The organism is Pseudomonas sp. S2_C11, assembly GCF_054668395.1.
On the sequence record NZ_CP162765.1, the window covers coordinates 3,278,207 to 3,292,826 of the forward strand.

Consider the following 14,620-nt stretch of genomic DNA (forward strand, 5'->3'; position numbering starts at 1 on the left):
GCGGCAATCACGGCCCGACGGTTCAAAGGCCAGACAGACAAATGCCGAAGCCGGTACAGGCCCGGATTCGGCATTTGAGTTGAAGGGTTGCGAACAGGTCAGCGCACGTCCTGCGAATGCCCCTCGGCCATGGCCACGATGACTTTGCGCGGCCCTTCGAACGGTGAGCGCGCGTGAGCCGAGAGCATGTTGTCGAGCATCAGCACATCGCCCTCCTGCCAGGGGAAACTGATCGCACAGTCGTCGAGCACCGCGCGAATCTGCGCCAGCACTTCGTCTTCGATCGGCGAGCCGTCGCCGTAGTAGACATTACGTGGCAGGTCTTCTTCGTCGACGATGTCGAGCAAGCTTTCGCGCACGTCCGCTGGCAGGTTGGAGATGTGAAACAGGTGCGCCTGATTGAACCAGACGTGGTCGCCGGTCACCGGATGCACCGCCACCGCCTGACAGATCTGGCGCGTGCGCAGCTCACCGTCGTCCTTCCACTCGCAGACAATGCCGTGGGCCTTGCAGTAGGCCTCGACGACTTCTCGGTCTTCGGTGTTGAACACGTCTTCCCATGCCACATCGAGGCCATTGCCGAAGTTGCGCACGTACATCAGGCCTTTACTGACGAAACGCTCGCGGATCGCCACCGGGATGCGTCGGTAGACTTCGCGGCTGTCGGCAATCGGCGTCTCGCCTCCCGACTTGGCGGCGATCATGCTGTAGAACCAGATCTTCATCGGCCAGTCGCGGGAATAGGCCTGTTCGTTGTGCAGCGGAATGCTCTGGTGCGCCGGGTATTCGGTGGAGGTGTACACGCCTTGGGTGACGTTGGTACGCGGCGTCGAGCCGAACTCGTAGTTGAGCAATGGATGGCCGAAACTCGCGGCAAACTGGCGAAACTGCTCGGCGCCGTCGAGGCGGAAGCCGCGAAACAGCACGCCACCGTCGCGCAGCAGGTGCTCGTCGACCAACGCCTTCAATTCATCGAATACCGCCAACAGATCGGTGTCGGCATCGCCCGCCTCGACCAGCAGCGGCAAGCGCCCGCGCTGCGGCAGCAGCGGCCGCACGGAAAATCCCAGAGCAACAGCCATGACTGGCCTCCTGAAAATGATAGATGAGTCGCGTCTCAGAACGCCGGTTGCGCGGCCTGCGCATGGCGCCGGTGATGCACTTCCAGATGAGTCTTGATCGTGCGAATGACCCGCGCTTCATGTTCATGAATGAAGAAATGCCCGCCGGTCATCATGTCCACCGAGAAGCTGCCCAGGGTCTCCTTGCTCCAGCCGATCAGTTGTTCGGTGGTGGCGCGGTCTTCCTTGCCACCGAGCACGTGCACCGGGCAATTGAGCAAGGGCCGCTCGGCAGGCGTGAAGCGCCCGCACATCATGAAATCGGCGCGCAGCACCGGCAGGGTCAGGCTCATCAGCTCTTTATTGGCGAGGACTTCTTCGCTGGTGCCCTGAAAAGTGCGCAACTGTTCGATGAGTTCTGCATCGCTGCGCGGTTCGGCAAAGCCTCGGTCGTAATCGCTGCGCATGGACGGTGCGGCGGTGCCGGAGGCGAACAGCGCCAGCGGCTCCGGCACACCCAATTCGCGAAAGGCATGGGCCATTTCGCAGGCGAGCAACGCACCGAGGCTATGCCCGAACAACGCATACGGGCCTTGCAGCCCCGGCTTGTGCTCGCGCGCCAGTTGCCGCGCCAGTGCGCGCATGTCGGTTTGCAGCGGTTCATCGAACCGCGCGCCACGTCCCGGCAGTTCCACCGGTTGCAATTGCAGCCACGTCGGCAGTTGACGCCGCCAGCGGCTGTAAACCATGGCGCTGGCGCCCGAATAGGGCAGGCACAGCAATGTCAGCTTGGTCACCGCGCTTTCCTTGAAAAATGTGTCTGCAAGAAAGACGGATCACTCGCCGGACAAATTAGTCGCCCGGTCGCTAAATTCCCCCGCCAGCCGCTCGTTGCCTGTTCAGGAAAAAAACAACAATCGCGAGGGAATCACCGTGGACCTGCAGAGCATTCTGGGCAAGTTGTTCGCCAACGCCGGCGCGGTCGGCATCGAGGGCGTTTTCCAGTTCATCTTCAGCGCGCAACAGGCGTACTGGTACGACATCAAGACCAGCCAGCGCACGGAAATCGGGCGCCATCCAAGCCCGGACGTGACCATCGAAGTGGCGCAAAAGGAATTTCTCGGGATCATGGCCGGCGTGGTCAATGTCGAGGAACTGTTCGCCAGCGGGCGTCTGAAGATCGGCGGCAACATGGGCCTGGCGACGATGTTGCCGCAGATCATCGACCACGCTCGCCAGGGTGGCGGCACGGTGGAAAAGGTTGACATGAACAAGCGCTACCCGACGCCACCGCGCTTCAGCGAAAAGCTCACTGCCGCGCTGCCTCGGCAGACCAGCATCGAACGCCGTGCGCGCGAAGGGTTGAGCCGGCACGAATTCGAAACCCGGTATCTGCCCAACGGCATTCCATTGGTGATCAGCAATGCCCTGCACGACTGGCCATTGTTCAGCCTGAGCCGCGAGGAATCGCTGGTGCATTTCGCTGAACTGCAGGGCATCACCCGCCATGGCGATTATGTGAAGAAGACCTTTTCCACCGAGCGTGATTTCCGCTCGACCTCGATGGCCGAATTCATCGCCTCGCTGGACAGCCCGGCAGTCAAAGGCGCCGACGGCGAGCCGCCGGCGTACATGGGCAACAACATCCTCCCCGCGCAATTGCTGCAGCAGATCCAGTACCCGCCCTACTTCGACACGTCGCTGTTCATCCCGCCGCGCATCTGGATCGGCCCCAAGGGCACGCTGACGCCGTTGCACCGCGATGACACCGACAACCTCTTCGCCCAGGTCTGGGGGCAGAAAAAATTCACCCTTGCCGCACCTCATCACCGCGAGGCACTGGGCACCTGGTCGACCGCGCCCAAGGGTGGCCTGGATGGCTGCGATTTCAACCCGGACGCGCCGGACTATGAGCGTTTCCCGGCAGCGCGGGAGGTGACGTTTTTGCGGGTGACGCTGGAGGCTGGGGATCTGCTGTTTTTGCCAGAGGGCTGGTTCCATCAGGTGGAGTCGGTGTCGACTTCGCTGTCAGTCAACTTCTGGGTCGACTCAGGACGCGGCTGGTAACCCGATCCCTTGCACTCGTCAGCTCCTACAACAGGATTTTTATTTCAAGTGACGGAAACTTTGGAACGCTGAAATCAGCACCACCGCCCCCGCCGCAATCGCCAGCCAGAAGCCGCTGCGCGCGCCAAACGCATCCACCAGCGCGCCGGAACCGGCGGCGCCGATCGCCACGCCGATGCTCAGCCCGGTCACCAGCCAGGTCAGGCCCTCGGTCAGTTTGGCCGGTGGCACGATGCGTTCGATCAACGCCATCGCCACAATCAACGTCGGCGAAAAGAACAGTCCGGCGATAAATACCGCGATCGACAAGCCGAGGATGTTGCTCGCCAAAAGCAGCGGCAGCGTGGTCACCGCCGTCGCCACACCGCCGTAGAGAAACAGGCGCGGCAACGGCAGTTTCGAACGCATCGCACCGAAGGCGATCCCGGCCAGGCACGAGCCGATTGCGTATACCGACAAGACAATACTGGCCGCTGCCGGCTGGCCCTGATGTTGAGCGAAGGCGACGCTGACCACATCGATGACTCCGACGATCACGCCCATCGCCAGCATCAACGCCAGCAGCCATTGCACGTCGGTCGAGCGAATGATCGAGCCCTGATGCTGCGACTCCTGCGCGTGCACGGGCGGCTCGGTGCTGCGCTGGGCGACAAACGCCGTCACGCCAATGGCCAGAGCCAACAGCGCCGCCAGCGGCCCGGCCTCGGGAAACACCGCGACCGACAGGCCCACCGACAGCGGCGGCCCGACGATAAAACACACTTCGTCGAGCACCGACTCCAGGGCATACGCCGTCTGCAATTGCGGCTGGCCACGGTAGATTTCAGTCCAGCGCGCCCGCACCATCGCCGACATGCTCGGCATGCACCCGGCCAGCGCGGCAAAGACGAACAAAGTCCAGTCCGGCGCCTGCAAACGCGTGCACAGCAGCAAACTCAATAACCCGCCGCCACCGGTCAGCGCTGCGATCGGCAGCACCCGCCCCTGACCATAACGGTCCACCAACCGCGATACCTGCGGCGCGCAAAACGCCGTGGCCAAGGCAAACGTCGCCGCCACCGCCCCCGCCAGCGCATAACCGCCGTTCAACTGCGCAAGCATGGTGATGAGGCCGATGCCGGTCATGGAAATGGGCATGCGCGCCAGCATCCCGGCCAGCACAAACGCACGGGCGCCGGGGGCGGTGAACAATTCGCGGTAGGGATTTGCCATCGATTGCAGCCTCATCAGGGGCGGCCAAGTTGCCATAGCCTTGAATGCCGTGGAAGCGCGCAATTGTTAGCGGTCTGTGAAGGCCCCTTCGCTCGCACATTCGAAATGCCGTCCCCCGGTGGGAACGAGCCTGCTCGCGAAGGGGCCGGCGCAATCACCGCATCCAGCAAATGAACTCTCAGCGTCTGCCATCAGTCAGCTACTTAAGTCTCTGGAACCAAGGCGCGAATCGTCATGCAGATTTCCCTCGCTCATCAGGTGGCGCTGGTCACGGGTGCCAGCTCCGGCATCGGCCATGCCGCAGCTAAAGCACTCGCTGCGGCCGGTGCTGCGGTCGTGATCAACTACAACAGCAGCGCCGAACCTGCCGAAGAACTGGCCGCGCAAATCAACGCTGAGGGCGGCAAGGCCCTCGCTATCGGCGCGGATGTTTCGAAAGAAGAAGATGTCGAGCGGCTGTTCAAAGAGACCGTCGAAGCCTTCGGCTCGCTGGATATTCTGGTGGCCAATTCCGGCCTGCAAAAAGACGCTGCCGCCGTGGACATGACCCTCGACGACTGGAACACGGTAATCGGCGTCAACCTCACCGGGCAGTTCCTCTGCGCGCGGGCGGCGTTGCGGATTTTCCAGCGTCAGGGCGTGCGCGAAGGCGTGTCGCGCGCGGCGGGCAAGATCATTCACATGAGTTCGGTGCACCAGCGCATTCCATGGGCCGGGCATGTCAATTACGCGGCGTCCAAGGGCGGCGTCGATCAGTTGATGCAGAGCCTCGCCCAGGAAGTCAGCCACCAGCGCATCCGTATCAACAGCATCGCGCCCGGTGCGATCAGCACGGCCATCAACACAGAAGCCACTGAAGGCGCGGCCGGCGACAAACTTCTTGAGCTGATTCCGTACGGGCGCATCGGCGATGTCGAGGATGTCGCCAACGCAGTGGTTTTCCTCGCTTGCGACCTGTCCGATTACATCGTCGGCACCACCCTGTTCATCGATGGCGGGATGAGCCTCTATCCGGAGTTTCGCGGCAATGGCTGAGCCTGAAGTGGAACAACAAAGTCCCATCGGTGCCCATGGCATCATCGGCGACATGCGCAGCGCCGCACTGGTTAACGACAAGGGCAGCGTGGATTTTTTCTGCTGGCCGGAGTTCGACAGCCCGACGATCTTCTGCTCGCTGCTCGACACCCCGCAAGCAGGGATTTTCCAGCTCGCGCCGGACTTGCCGGATGCACGCCGGGAACAGATTTATCTGCCCGACACCAACGTCTTGCAGACCCGTTGGCTGAGCGAACACGCAGTGGTGGAAATCACCGATCTGTTGCCCATCGGGGACGATGTCGACGCCCTGCCGCTGCTGATGCGCCGGGTGCGCGTGGTCAGCGGCTCGGCGACGTTCAATCTGCGTTGCGCGGTGCGCCACGACTATGGCCGCGCCGACACCCGGGCAGAGATGAACGAAAAAGACGTAACGTTCCACGCCGCTGGCCAGCCGTCGATACGCCTGGCTTCAGATCAAGCACTGCAAATCGATGCACAAGCGGCCGTCGCGCAGTTCACCCTCAAGCACAATGAAACCGCCGCATTCATGCTCGGCGGCAGCGACGATCCGCGTTTTGCCGAAGGCGCCGGCGAGTTGTGCATGGAGCGCACCCTGAAATACTGGCGCGGCTGGATCGGCCAATCCAACTATCGCGGGCGCTGGCGGGAAATCGTCAATCGCTCCGCCCTCGCCCTGAAACTGCTGACCTCGCGTCGCCACGGTGCGATCCTCGCCGCCGCCACCTTCGGCCTGCCGGAAACCCCCGGCGGCGAACGCAACTGGGATTACCGCTACACGTGGATCCGCGATGCCTCGTTCACGGTTTACGCGTTCATGCGCCTGGGCTTTGTCGATGAAGCCAACCACTACATGCAATGGCTGCGCGGACGGGTCAGCGATTGCTGCGGCAAACCGATGAAGCTCAACATCCTCTATGCCATCGACGGCCAGCAGGAGTTGCCGGAAACCGAACTCACGCACCTGTCCGGCCACGGCGGCGCGCAACCGGTGCGCATCGGCAATGGTGCCTACGATCAGGTCCAACTGGACATCTTCGGCGAGCTGATGGACGCGGTGTATCTGGTCAACAAGTACGGTGATGCGATCTCCCACGAAGGCTGGCGGCATGTCGGCGAAGTGGTCGATCAGGTCTGCGAAAACTGGCAGAGCGAAGATGTCGGCATCTGGGAAATGCGCGGCGAGACTCATCATTTCCTGCACTCGCGGCTGATGTGCTGGGTGGCGCTGGACCGGGCGATCCGTCTGGCTTCCAAGCGTTCGCTGCCGGCGCCGTTCGCCCGTTGGGATGACACCCGGCAAGCGATCTACACCGACATCTGGGAAAACTTCTGGGACGAAGAACGCGGGCATTTCGTCCAGTACAAGGGCGGTACCGCACTGGATGGCTCGATGCTGCTGATGCCGCTGGTGCGCTTCGTCAGCGCCAAGGATCCGCGCTGGCTGTCGACTCTGGAAGCGATCGAAAAAACCCTGGTGCGTGACGGCATGGTCTATCGCTATCGCAACGAAGACGCCAACATCGATGGCCTCAGCGGCACCGAAGGCGCGTTCGCCGCGTGTTCGTTCTGGTACGTCGAATGCCTGGCCCGCGCCGGCCAGGTGGAAAAAGCCCACCTGGAGTTCGAGCAATTGTTGCGATATGCCAATCCGCTTGGGCTGTACGCCGAAGAGTTCGACAGCCATGGGCGGCACCTGGGCAACACGCCGCAAGCGCTGACGCATCTGGCGTTGATCAGTGCGGCGAGTTTTCTTGATCGCAAGCTGAGTGGCGAGAAGAGTTCCTGGCAGCCGTAGCGTTGAGCGCTTTTTCGCCAGCGCTTGTCAGACCGATCTCTGATCGACAGGTATGTTTCCACAACGGGCCTGCATGCCAGACAACTGGCTCAGGCCCATATTCATGGTGAAACCTGCGCAGCGGTGACCCGCATTCCGTTCGCAGATCCAGAGTGTCTGAATACGATTCAAACGGAGTGGTTCGTCATGATCGAGAGCGTTCTTACCCCAACCCTGACCATTGCCTACGAACAGCACGGTCCGAACAACGGCGCCCCGGTAATTCTGCTCCACGGCTTCCCCTATTCCCCGCGCACCTTCGACGAAGTCGCCCCGGCGCTGGCCGCGCGAGGCTACCGCGTCATCGTGCCGTACTTGCGCGGTTACGGGCCGACCCGGTTCAACAGTGCGCAAACCCTGCGCTCCGGTCAGCAAGCTGCGATGGCGCAGGACTTGCTCGATCTGATGGATGCGCTGGGCATCGAACAGGCCACGCTTTGCGGTTATGACTGGGGCGGTCGGGCAGCGTGTATTGTCGCGGCGTTGTTTCCGGCGCGGGTGCGCGGACTGGTCAGCGGCGACGGCTACCTCGTGCAGGACATCGCCCATGCGAACCAGCCGTTGGACCCGGAAGACGAGCATCGGCTCTGGTATCAGTACTACTTCCACACGCCGCGTGGCGTCGAAGGACTTAAGCAGAATCGCCGGGCGTTGTGTCAGTTGCTTTGGCGGCTGTGGTCGCCGACATGGGCGCGAAAGGACGAACGCTACCCGCTGACCGCTGGCGCTTTTGATAATCCTGACTTTGTCGACGTGGTGATTCATTCCTATCGGCATCGCTTCGGCTACGCCCCGGGCGATCCAGCCCTGGAGTGGATGGAAGAAGCGCTGGCCACACAGCCGGTGATCCGCGTACCGAGCATTTCGCTGTGCGGTGGCGATGATGGCGTCGGCCCGCCTTCGCTGATTGATGAAGATGCCGAGCATTTCAGCGGCTTTTATGAGCGGCGCGTGCTCGCGGGTGTCGGCCACAACATTCCCGAAGAAGCGCCGCAGGAAACCCTCAAGGCAATACTGGATCTGCTGCAACGCTGACCGAAAACCGCTCCCGATAAGCCTGCGGCGTCACGCCAATCGCTCGCAGAAAACTGCGCCGCAGCGTCTCTTCGCTGCCAAACCCGCAATTGGCGGCGATGCGTTTCACCGGCAAACCGGTATCGCTGAGCAGTCGCCGCGCGGTTTCGACGCGGATCAATTCGATCGCCCGCGCCGGGGTCTGGCCGGTATCGGCGCGGTAGTGGCGGATGAAGCTGCGTTCGCTCATGCCAGCCTGTTCGGCGAGGGTCGGGATGCCGAGGTCGCAGGTCAGGTTCTCGGCGATCCAGGCGTGCAGTTCATCGAAGCGGTTGCCCTGTTGTTGCAGCGACAGCGTCACGCTGAACTGCGACTGCCCGCCCGGGCGTTTCAGGAAGACGACCAAGTGCCGGGCGACGTCGAGGGCGATGTCGCGGCCGAGGTCTTCTTCAACCATGGCCAGCGCCAGATCGATACCGGCCGTGACCCCGGCGGAAGTCCACACCGGGCCGTCGTTGATGAAAATCGGATTGGCTTCCACGTGCAGATTCGGATGCTTCGCGGCCAGTTGCTCGCAGCGCGTCCAGTGCGTGACCACGCGGCGACCATCAAGCCAGCCGCTGGCCGCGAGCAGAAAGGCCCCGGTGCATACCGAAGCCACGCGCCGGCAGTGAGTGCCGTGCTCGCGCACCCAATCAACCAGTTGCGAGTCTTCGGCGGCGGGATAAATGCCCCAGCCACCGGCAATGATCAAGGTATCGCTGGGCGTCTGCGGCAACGGTTCGGCCAGCACCGCCAACCCCGCCGATGACATCACCGCCCCGCCGCCGCTGGCGATCACGCTCGGCGCATAGGGTGTGGGCAAACCGCGCTGGCGAGCCAGATCGTTGGCCGAGGCGAACACCTGCAGCGGCCCGGTGACATCGAGAATCTGCATATTGGCAAACGCGAGGACGTGAATGGATTTGGGCATTTGGCGTAATTCGTGGGGTGATTGGCGTATGCGCCAGAACCTACCCGCCTACAGTGAAGTCGTCCACTTCTTTCAACGGAGCAAGAACGATGACGCTGCAGATCGGTTTTCTGTTATTCCCGCAGGTCCAGCAACTCGACCTCACCGGCCCCTACGACGTCCTCGCCTCGTTGCCCGGCGTGCAGATCCACCTGATCTGGAAGGATCTGATGCCAGTGACATCCAGCACCGGGCTGCTGCTGAAACCGACTACAACTTTCGAGGATTGCCCGGATCTGGACGTAATCTGCGTACCCGGCGGTGGCGGCGTCGGGCCGTTGATGGAAGATCAGCAGACGCTGGACTTCATCAAACGCCAGGCCGCCCAGGCACGTTACGTGACCTCGGTGTGCACCGGCTCGCTGGTGCTTGGCGCGGCTGGCCTGCTGCAGGGCAAGCGCGCGACTACGCACTGGGCCTATCACGAGTTGCTGCCGACGCTGGGCGCGATTGCCGTGAAAGATCGGGTGGTGCGCGACGGCAATCTGTTTACCGGTGGCGGAATCACCGCCGGGATCGATTTCGCCTTGGTGCTGGCGGCGGAACTGGTCGATGCCGACACGGCGCAACTGGTGCAGTTGCAACTGGAATATGCCCCGGCACCGCCGTTCAATGCCGGCAGCCCGGACGTGGCACCGAGTGCGGTGGTCGATGAAGCGCGGTTGCGCGTGGCGCCGTCGTTGAAGCTGCGTACCGAGATTACCGAACGCGCAGCGGCCAAACTGGGCCTGCGCTGATATCCAGCCGAATGCAAAACCTGTGGGAGCGAGCCTGCTCGCGAAGGCGGAGTGTCAGGCGCCAGTGACGTCATCTGGAAGACCGCATTCGCGAGCAGGCTCGCTCCCACATTTGATTTGTGTCTGGCATGACTGCCACACCTTCACTTGTCCCACCTCCCTCGCCCGTGTAGAAAGCCCCTTCCAGAAATCTCGCACAAGGACTTTCGATGAAGGCGCTGCCCTGGCTCTATCTCGCGCTGCTCGGCCTCGGTTACGGACTGGCCCTGAGCTACGGCCAGCTCGGTTGGCTGGCGTTGATCTCCGTCGGGCTTCTGTTGTTCGCCGCATTCGCCGTGCGTCAGCAAGAGGTGCCGGTCGCGCGTTGGCTCGGCCATGGCCTGTTCATTGTTTTAGCGGTGGCACTGGCGCTGCACTGGCTGCCGGGCTTCGCCAACGGCCGGGTGATCAATCCGCAACGTTTCACTGACAACGCCGTGCCGTTCGCGATGTACTTCAATCTCGACAAACCGCTGGTGGGCTTCTGGTTGCTGCTGGTTTGTCCGTGGATCGTCGCGCGGCGATCGTTGCGCCTGACGGTCTATGCCACCGCCCTCGCCCTGACGCTGTGCGCGATTCTCGCCCTCGGCGGCGCGCTTTTACTTGGCGTGATCGCCTGGGCACCGAAATGGCCGGATCAGGCCTGGCTGTGGGTGCTGAACAATCTGCTGCTGGTGACGCTGGTCGAGGAAGCGCTGTTTCGCGGCTATATACAGGGCGGGCTGAGCCGTCGCCTCAAGCACCTGCCCTACGGCGACAACCTCGCGCTGCTGTTGGCCTCGCTGTTGTTTGGTCTGGTGCATGCCGGCGCTGGCTGGACCTGGGTGTTGCTGGCGGGACTGGCCGGGGTCGGCTATGGTCTGGCCTACCGTTTCGGCGGACTGGGCGCGGCGATCGCCACCCATTTCGGCCTGAACCTGTTGCACTTCGGCCTGTTCACCTATCCGATGCTGGCCAGTTGACGCAAGCGCGGTTTTGCGACGGCGTACTTAAATCTGAAAAAAAACTTCAATAAAAACCTGTCGGCGCCGACAACCATTCAAAGCCTTGCGGATTGAAAAACCATGCGTAACAACCAGCCCATTACACAACGCGAGCGGACCTTTCCAGCTCAGCAACGGTTGATTTCCACCACCGATGCCAAGGGCGTGATCACCTACTGCAACGACGACTTTGTCGAGATCAGCGGGTTTTCGCGGGAGGAACTGATCCGGGCGCCGCACAATCTGGTCCGCCACCCTGACGTGCCATCGGCGGTGTTCTCGCACATGTGGGGCACACTGAAACAAGGCTTGCCATGGATGGGCATCGTCAAGAATCGCTGCAAATCCGGTGACCACTATTGGGTTAACGCCTATGTCACACCGGTGTTCGATGGCAGCCAGGTGATCGGTTACGAGTCGGTGCGCGTCAAGCCCACCGCCGAACAGATCCGCCGCGCCGAAGCGCTCTACCAACGCATCAACCAGGGCAAGTCGGCGATTCCATCGACGGACAAATGGCTGCCGCTCCTGCAGGACTGGCTGCCGTTCATTCTGGTCAGCCAGCTGAGCTTCATGATCGGCGCGACGCTGAACTCGCAGTGGGGCTTCGCCCTCGCCGCCGGTCTTTCGGTGCCGTTGGGCCTGATGGGCCTGCAATGGCAGCAACGCGGGCTCAAGCGCCTGCTGCGCCTGGCCGAACAGACCACCTCCGACCCGCTGATCGCGCAGATGTACACCGACAGCCGTGGCGCCCAGGCGCGTCTGGAAATGTCGATCCTCAGCCAGGAAGCGCGCCTGAAAACCTGCCTGACCCGCCTGCAGGACACCGCCGAGCACTTGACCGAACAGGCCAAGCAGTCCGACGCCCTGGCACACAACAGCTCAACCGGCCTGGAACGCCAGCGCGTGGAAACCGAACAGGTCGCCACCGCCGTCAACCAGATGGCCGCCACCACCCAGGAAGTCGCCAGCCACGTACAGCGCACCGCTGACGCCACCCAGGAAGCCAACCGCCTGACCGGCCGCGGCCGCGACATTGCCGGCGAAACCCGCGAAGCGATTCAGCGCCTGTCGGTGGTCGTCGGCGAAACCGGCCTGACCGTGACGCAACTGGCCAAGGACAGCGACGAAATCGGCGGCGTGGTCGACGTGATCAAAGGCATCGCCGACCAGACCAACCTGCTCGCCCTCAACGCTGCGATTGAAGCAGCGCGTGCCGGTGAAATGGGCCGTGGTTTTGCGGTAGTGGCTGACGAAGTCCGCCAACTGGCGCAACGCACCAGCGAATCCACCGGGCAGATTCACGCCCTGATCGCCAAGTTGCAGCAGACTGCCTCCAGCGCCGTGCAAACCATGGAAGCCGGGCATCGCCAGGCTGAAGAAGGCGTGGCGCGGGTCCTGGAAGCGGATCAGGCACTGGTCGGCATCAGCGAAGCGGTGGCCAACATCACCGACATGACCACCCAGATCGCCGCCGCGACCGAAGAGCAAAGTGCCGTGGCTGAAGAGATCAGCCGCAACATCAGCAATATTTCGGAACTGGCGGATCAGACCTCGGAACAAGCGCACAACTCGGCGTTGCTCAGTGAAGAACTGACGAAGACGGCCAACACGCAGTATTCGTTGGTGGCGCGGTTTAACCGCTGATTGGAAGGCTGGAATGAAAAAACCCGGATGGCGTGAGCCTTCCGGGTTTTTTGTTGTGTCAATGAACTACTCAATAGGATGTGAGTAGATTGAGACTGTGCTTGAGTAGTTCAGTCATGCATTGCGCCGCCTGCCAAACCGAGACATCTAATATTGAACTTCATCAGAAAGTTTTGCGCTGCACATTCGGAAATCCTGGCGAAAATCCACAGAACACAGCGTATGTCTACTGTCAGGTCTTACAGTAGACATTCAAGCTTCAGGGGCATATCTATAAATCGTTGAACAGATGGTTTTCATTGTTATCACGATATGACCAAGGAGCTAAAAAATGAGTAAACATAGCATCCTCATCCCAAAACCAGGTGCCATTGCAAAACAGTCTAATGTCTTCACTTGGCAATTCGGCACCAACCCTGAAACCACGGCCACTATAATTTCTTTTGAGCTACGTCATTTTATTCCGACGGGCGAAAAGAGCTGGTCAATCTCAGGGTCCACAGGAACGCTGGAGGAGAAGAACATCTTTCTCTACTCTTTCTCGATCCCCTATACCAGTGACGCCCCGTTCCATAAAACTTATACGTTGGAAGACGGGCTGACATTCCAGCACGGCCACTCGTCACCTGGACCCTCTGGGTTTTATGGATTTACTTATGTTGATGCTGATGAAGCCACGGTCACTATCGACATCCATCCCACCAAGGGGATTGCTAAAGGTACATTTGAAGCAAAGTTCAAAAGCCATGGATACCGAACGCAGCCTATAGGTACTTTCAACTTGCTTAGGGATGATTTGTGATTTTTCGCGACAACGTTTCGATCAGATTGCATCCCCGCACTTTTAGCCGTATGGCGCTTCGCGAGCAGGCTCACTCCTACATTGGATCTGCGGTGATCACAGATTAGGTGCCAGACACCAATCCCCTGTGGGAGCGAGCCTGCTCGCGAAGAGGCCATAACAGCCAGCGAAATTATTGAGGCAACTTGAGCTTGTCCAGCAGTCGATTGACCAACAGCTCGTTGAGCATGATCACCTGTTGCAGCGCCAGCAGTGGTTTGCGTTCCGGGCCGCCCATCGAGTTGGCGATGTTACCGGCCATGGCATGCGCGTATGAAAGCGACTCGCAGGCCTCGACCAACAGGGTTTCGTCATCCAGCGTGGGGTCCACGACATAGATCGGGCGATATTTTGGAGAGCTTGGTGGAGCGGCCAGATCTTCGGGTTTGAGGTAGTAATCGAGGGCGCGGTCGGTGGCTTCCTGGATTTTTTGCGGATCGAGAGCGCGGTCGTGGGGGGGTGGCGGGTTGGGGGTGACTTTGAACATGGGCGTACTCCGGTTTCGAATATTGGGAGCCAACACCCTCGCTACCAAACGAAAGGTGGTGGTCATACGCAGGTTGGTAGACCGGTCGAAACAGGAAACCCGGCGCTCACAAAGGAGCCCCACGCATGCCCACCATAAAAGTCGAGCCCCGAAACGGGACTGCATACGGTGACGCTATACAACGGTTTCGACGCGGGCTACCAAACCCCATCACTGTTTCTCAGTGACAGACAAACGATATAGCCCGCCGCCTAGACGCGTAAGCCGGCGGATTCTGGCGTAGGCGTAGGCAATGGCGCAAGGAGTTGTAGCCGGGATGGCGTAACGGGTCGTGTAGTTTAAACGTGGCTATTTGATGATGTTTAAGTGCAGGGATTGCCTCTGACAGGCAGGTGGTTTGATGTCGTCTGGAAGGGAGCTTTCGCGAGCAGGCTCGCTCCCACATTTGGATCGGGTACATCAGTGGGGGATTGGTCGGCTTGGAGGCCGCCATCGCTGGCAAGCCAGCTCCCACAGGGATTTGGTCCAAACGGTAGAGATTGGTCGACTGGGAGACCGCCATCGCGAGCAGGCTCACTTCTACAAGGAGCGCGGTGTACATCAGGAAGAATCAGGTCGGCTGTCAGG

The 14,620-nt window shown here is 61.1% G+C and carries 13 protein-coding genes; 8 read left to right on the forward strand and 5 right to left on the reverse strand.

The window, feature by feature from the left end; genetic code table 11:
• Nucleotides 1-98 precede the first annotated feature (98 nt).
• Both AB4N48_RS14810 and AB4N48_RS14815 read right to left on the reverse strand, forming a co-directional pair.
• Nucleotides 99-1,082: a TauD/TfdA family dioxygenase gene (locus AB4N48_RS14810; RefSeq protein ID WP_460093808.1), complete on the reverse strand. Its 984-nt coding sequence runs from the start codon at nucleotides 1,080-1,082 to the stop codon at nucleotides 99-101.
• A gap of 35 nt (nucleotides 1,083-1,117) precedes the next feature.
• A complete protein-coding gene (locus AB4N48_RS14815) occupies nucleotides 1,118-1,858 on the reverse strand; it encodes a thioesterase II family protein (protein WP_056784290.1) in 741 nt (246 codons plus the stop codon).
• A gap of 136 nt (nucleotides 1,859-1,994) precedes the next feature.
• On the opposite strand from AB4N48_RS14815, the gene AB4N48_RS14820 reads away from it, so the two are divergent.
• Nucleotides 1,995-3,128: a cupin-like domain-containing protein gene (locus tag AB4N48_RS14820; protein ID WP_460093810.1), complete on the forward strand. Its 1,134-nt coding sequence runs from the start codon at nucleotides 1,995-1,997 to the stop codon at nucleotides 3,126-3,128.
• Between the two features lie 39 nt (nucleotides 3,129-3,167).
• Here the strand turns inward: AB4N48_RS14820 and AB4N48_RS14825 are convergent, their stop codons facing one another.
• The gene (locus AB4N48_RS14825) at nucleotides 3,168-4,340 is read right to left on the reverse strand and encodes an MFS transporter (protein WP_460093812.1); all 1,173 of its coding nucleotides are present in this window, start codon (nucleotides 4,338-4,340) and stop codon (nucleotides 3,168-3,170) included.
• A 234-nt stretch (nucleotides 4,341-4,574) separates the two neighbouring features.
• Here AB4N48_RS14825 and AB4N48_RS14830 point away from each other — a divergent pair, with 234 nt between their 5' ends.
• From AB4N48_RS14830 to AB4N48_RS14840, 3 genes are all read left to right on the forward strand, one after another.
• Nucleotides 4,575-5,375 carry a glucose 1-dehydrogenase gene (locus tag AB4N48_RS14830; protein WP_095179462.1) on the forward strand — a complete coding sequence of 267 codons (801 nt, stop codon included), beginning with the start codon at nucleotides 4,575-4,577 and terminating at the stop codon, nucleotides 5,373-5,375.
• Complete coding sequence (locus tag AB4N48_RS14835) at nucleotides 5,368-7,194, forward strand: glycoside hydrolase family 15 protein (RefSeq protein WP_460093815.1); 1,827 nt, start codon at nucleotides 5,368-5,370, stop codon at nucleotides 7,192-7,194. The genes AB4N48_RS14830 and AB4N48_RS14835 overlap by 8 nt, the downstream gene beginning before the upstream one ends.
• Before the next feature lie 186 nt (nucleotides 7,195-7,380).
• Entirely contained in the window at nucleotides 7,381-8,268 is an 888-nt protein-coding gene (locus tag AB4N48_RS14840; RefSeq protein ID WP_252885669.1) for an alpha/beta fold hydrolase, read from the forward strand.
• Here the strand turns inward: AB4N48_RS14840 and AB4N48_RS14845 are convergent.
• Nucleotides 8,237-9,220, reverse strand: coding sequence for a GlxA family transcriptional regulator (locus AB4N48_RS14845; protein WP_460093817.1), 984 nt, complete (start codon nucleotides 9,218-9,220; stop codon nucleotides 8,237-8,239). The two genes, AB4N48_RS14840 and AB4N48_RS14845, sit on opposite strands and share 32 nt — an antisense overlap.
• Before the next feature lie 89 nt (nucleotides 9,221-9,309).
• Between AB4N48_RS14845 and inhA the strand changes: the two genes are divergently transcribed.
• The 4 genes from inhA to AB4N48_RS14865 all read left to right on the forward strand — a co-directional run bounded on the left by inhA (nucleotide 9,310) and on the right by AB4N48_RS14865 (nucleotide 13,467).
• Nucleotides 9,310-9,996 carry an isonitrile hydratase gene (gene inhA, locus AB4N48_RS14850; RefSeq protein ID WP_460093818.1) on the forward strand — a complete coding sequence of 229 codons (687 nt, stop codon included), beginning with the start codon at nucleotides 9,310-9,312 and terminating at the stop codon, nucleotides 9,994-9,996.
• A 209-nt stretch (nucleotides 9,997-10,205) separates the two neighbouring features.
• Entirely contained in the window at nucleotides 10,206-10,997 is a 792-nt protein-coding gene (locus AB4N48_RS14855) for a CPBP family intramembrane glutamic endopeptidase (protein WP_150635803.1), read from the forward strand.
• 102 nt (nucleotides 10,998-11,099) lie between these two features.
• Nucleotides 11,100-12,665: a methyl-accepting chemotaxis protein gene (locus tag AB4N48_RS14860; RefSeq protein ID WP_056784262.1), complete on the forward strand. Its 1,566-nt coding sequence runs from the start codon at nucleotides 11,100-11,102 to the stop codon at nucleotides 12,663-12,665.
• 331 nt (nucleotides 12,666-12,996) lie between these two features.
• Nucleotides 12,997-13,467 (forward strand): hypothetical protein, encoded by a 471-nt coding sequence (locus AB4N48_RS14865; RefSeq protein WP_052392185.1) that lies wholly within the window; start codon nucleotides 12,997-12,999, stop codon nucleotides 13,465-13,467.
• 172 nt (nucleotides 13,468-13,639) lie between these two features.
• Here the strand turns inward: AB4N48_RS14865 and AB4N48_RS14870 are convergent, their stop codons facing one another.
• The gene (locus AB4N48_RS14870; protein ID WP_460093821.1) at nucleotides 13,640-13,993 is read right to left on the reverse strand and encodes a DUF6124 family protein; all 354 of its coding nucleotides are present in this window, start codon (nucleotides 13,991-13,993) and stop codon (nucleotides 13,640-13,642) included.
• Nucleotides 13,994-14,620 lie beyond the last annotated feature (627 nt).

What these genes read in the sequence shown, in the direction of transcription:
- inhA (WP_460093818.1), top strand. Translation starts at nt 9,310, where the DNA reads ATGACGCTGCAGATCGGTTTTCTGTTATTCCCGCAGGTCCAGCAACTC.
- AB4N48_RS14840 (WP_252885669.1), top strand. Translation starts at nt 7,381, where the DNA reads ATGATCGAGAGCGTTCTTACCCCAACCCTGACCATTGCCTACGAACAG.
- AB4N48_RS14865 (WP_052392185.1), top strand. Translation starts at nt 12,997, where the DNA reads ATGAGTAAACATAGCATCCTCATCCCAAAACCAGGTGCCATTGCAAAA.
- AB4N48_RS14870 (WP_460093821.1), bottom strand. Translation starts at nt 13,993, where the DNA reads ATGTTCAAAGTCACCCCCAACCCGCCACCCCCCCACGACCGCGCTCTC.
- AB4N48_RS14830 (WP_095179462.1), top strand. Translation starts at nt 4,575, where the DNA reads ATGCAGATTTCCCTCGCTCATCAGGTGGCGCTGGTCACGGGTGCCAGC.
- AB4N48_RS14855 (WP_150635803.1), top strand. Translation starts at nt 10,206, where the DNA reads ATGAAGGCGCTGCCCTGGCTCTATCTCGCGCTGCTCGGCCTCGGTTAC.
- AB4N48_RS14810 (WP_460093808.1), bottom strand. Translation starts at nt 1,082, where the DNA reads ATGGCTGTTGCTCTGGGATTTTCCGTGCGGCCGCTGCTGCCGCAGCGC.
- AB4N48_RS14835 (WP_460093815.1), top strand. Translation starts at nt 5,368, where the DNA reads ATGGCTGAGCCTGAAGTGGAACAACAAAGTCCCATCGGTGCCCATGGC.
- AB4N48_RS14845 (WP_460093817.1), bottom strand. Translation starts at nt 9,220, where the DNA reads ATGCCCAAATCCATTCACGTCCTCGCGTTTGCCAATATGCAGATTCTC.
- AB4N48_RS14860 (WP_056784262.1), top strand. Translation starts at nt 11,100, where the DNA reads ATGCGTAACAACCAGCCCATTACACAACGCGAGCGGACCTTTCCAGCT.
- AB4N48_RS14825 (WP_460093812.1), bottom strand. Translation starts at nt 4,340, where the DNA reads ATGGCAAATCCCTACCGCGAATTGTTCACCGCCCCCGGCGCCCGTGCG.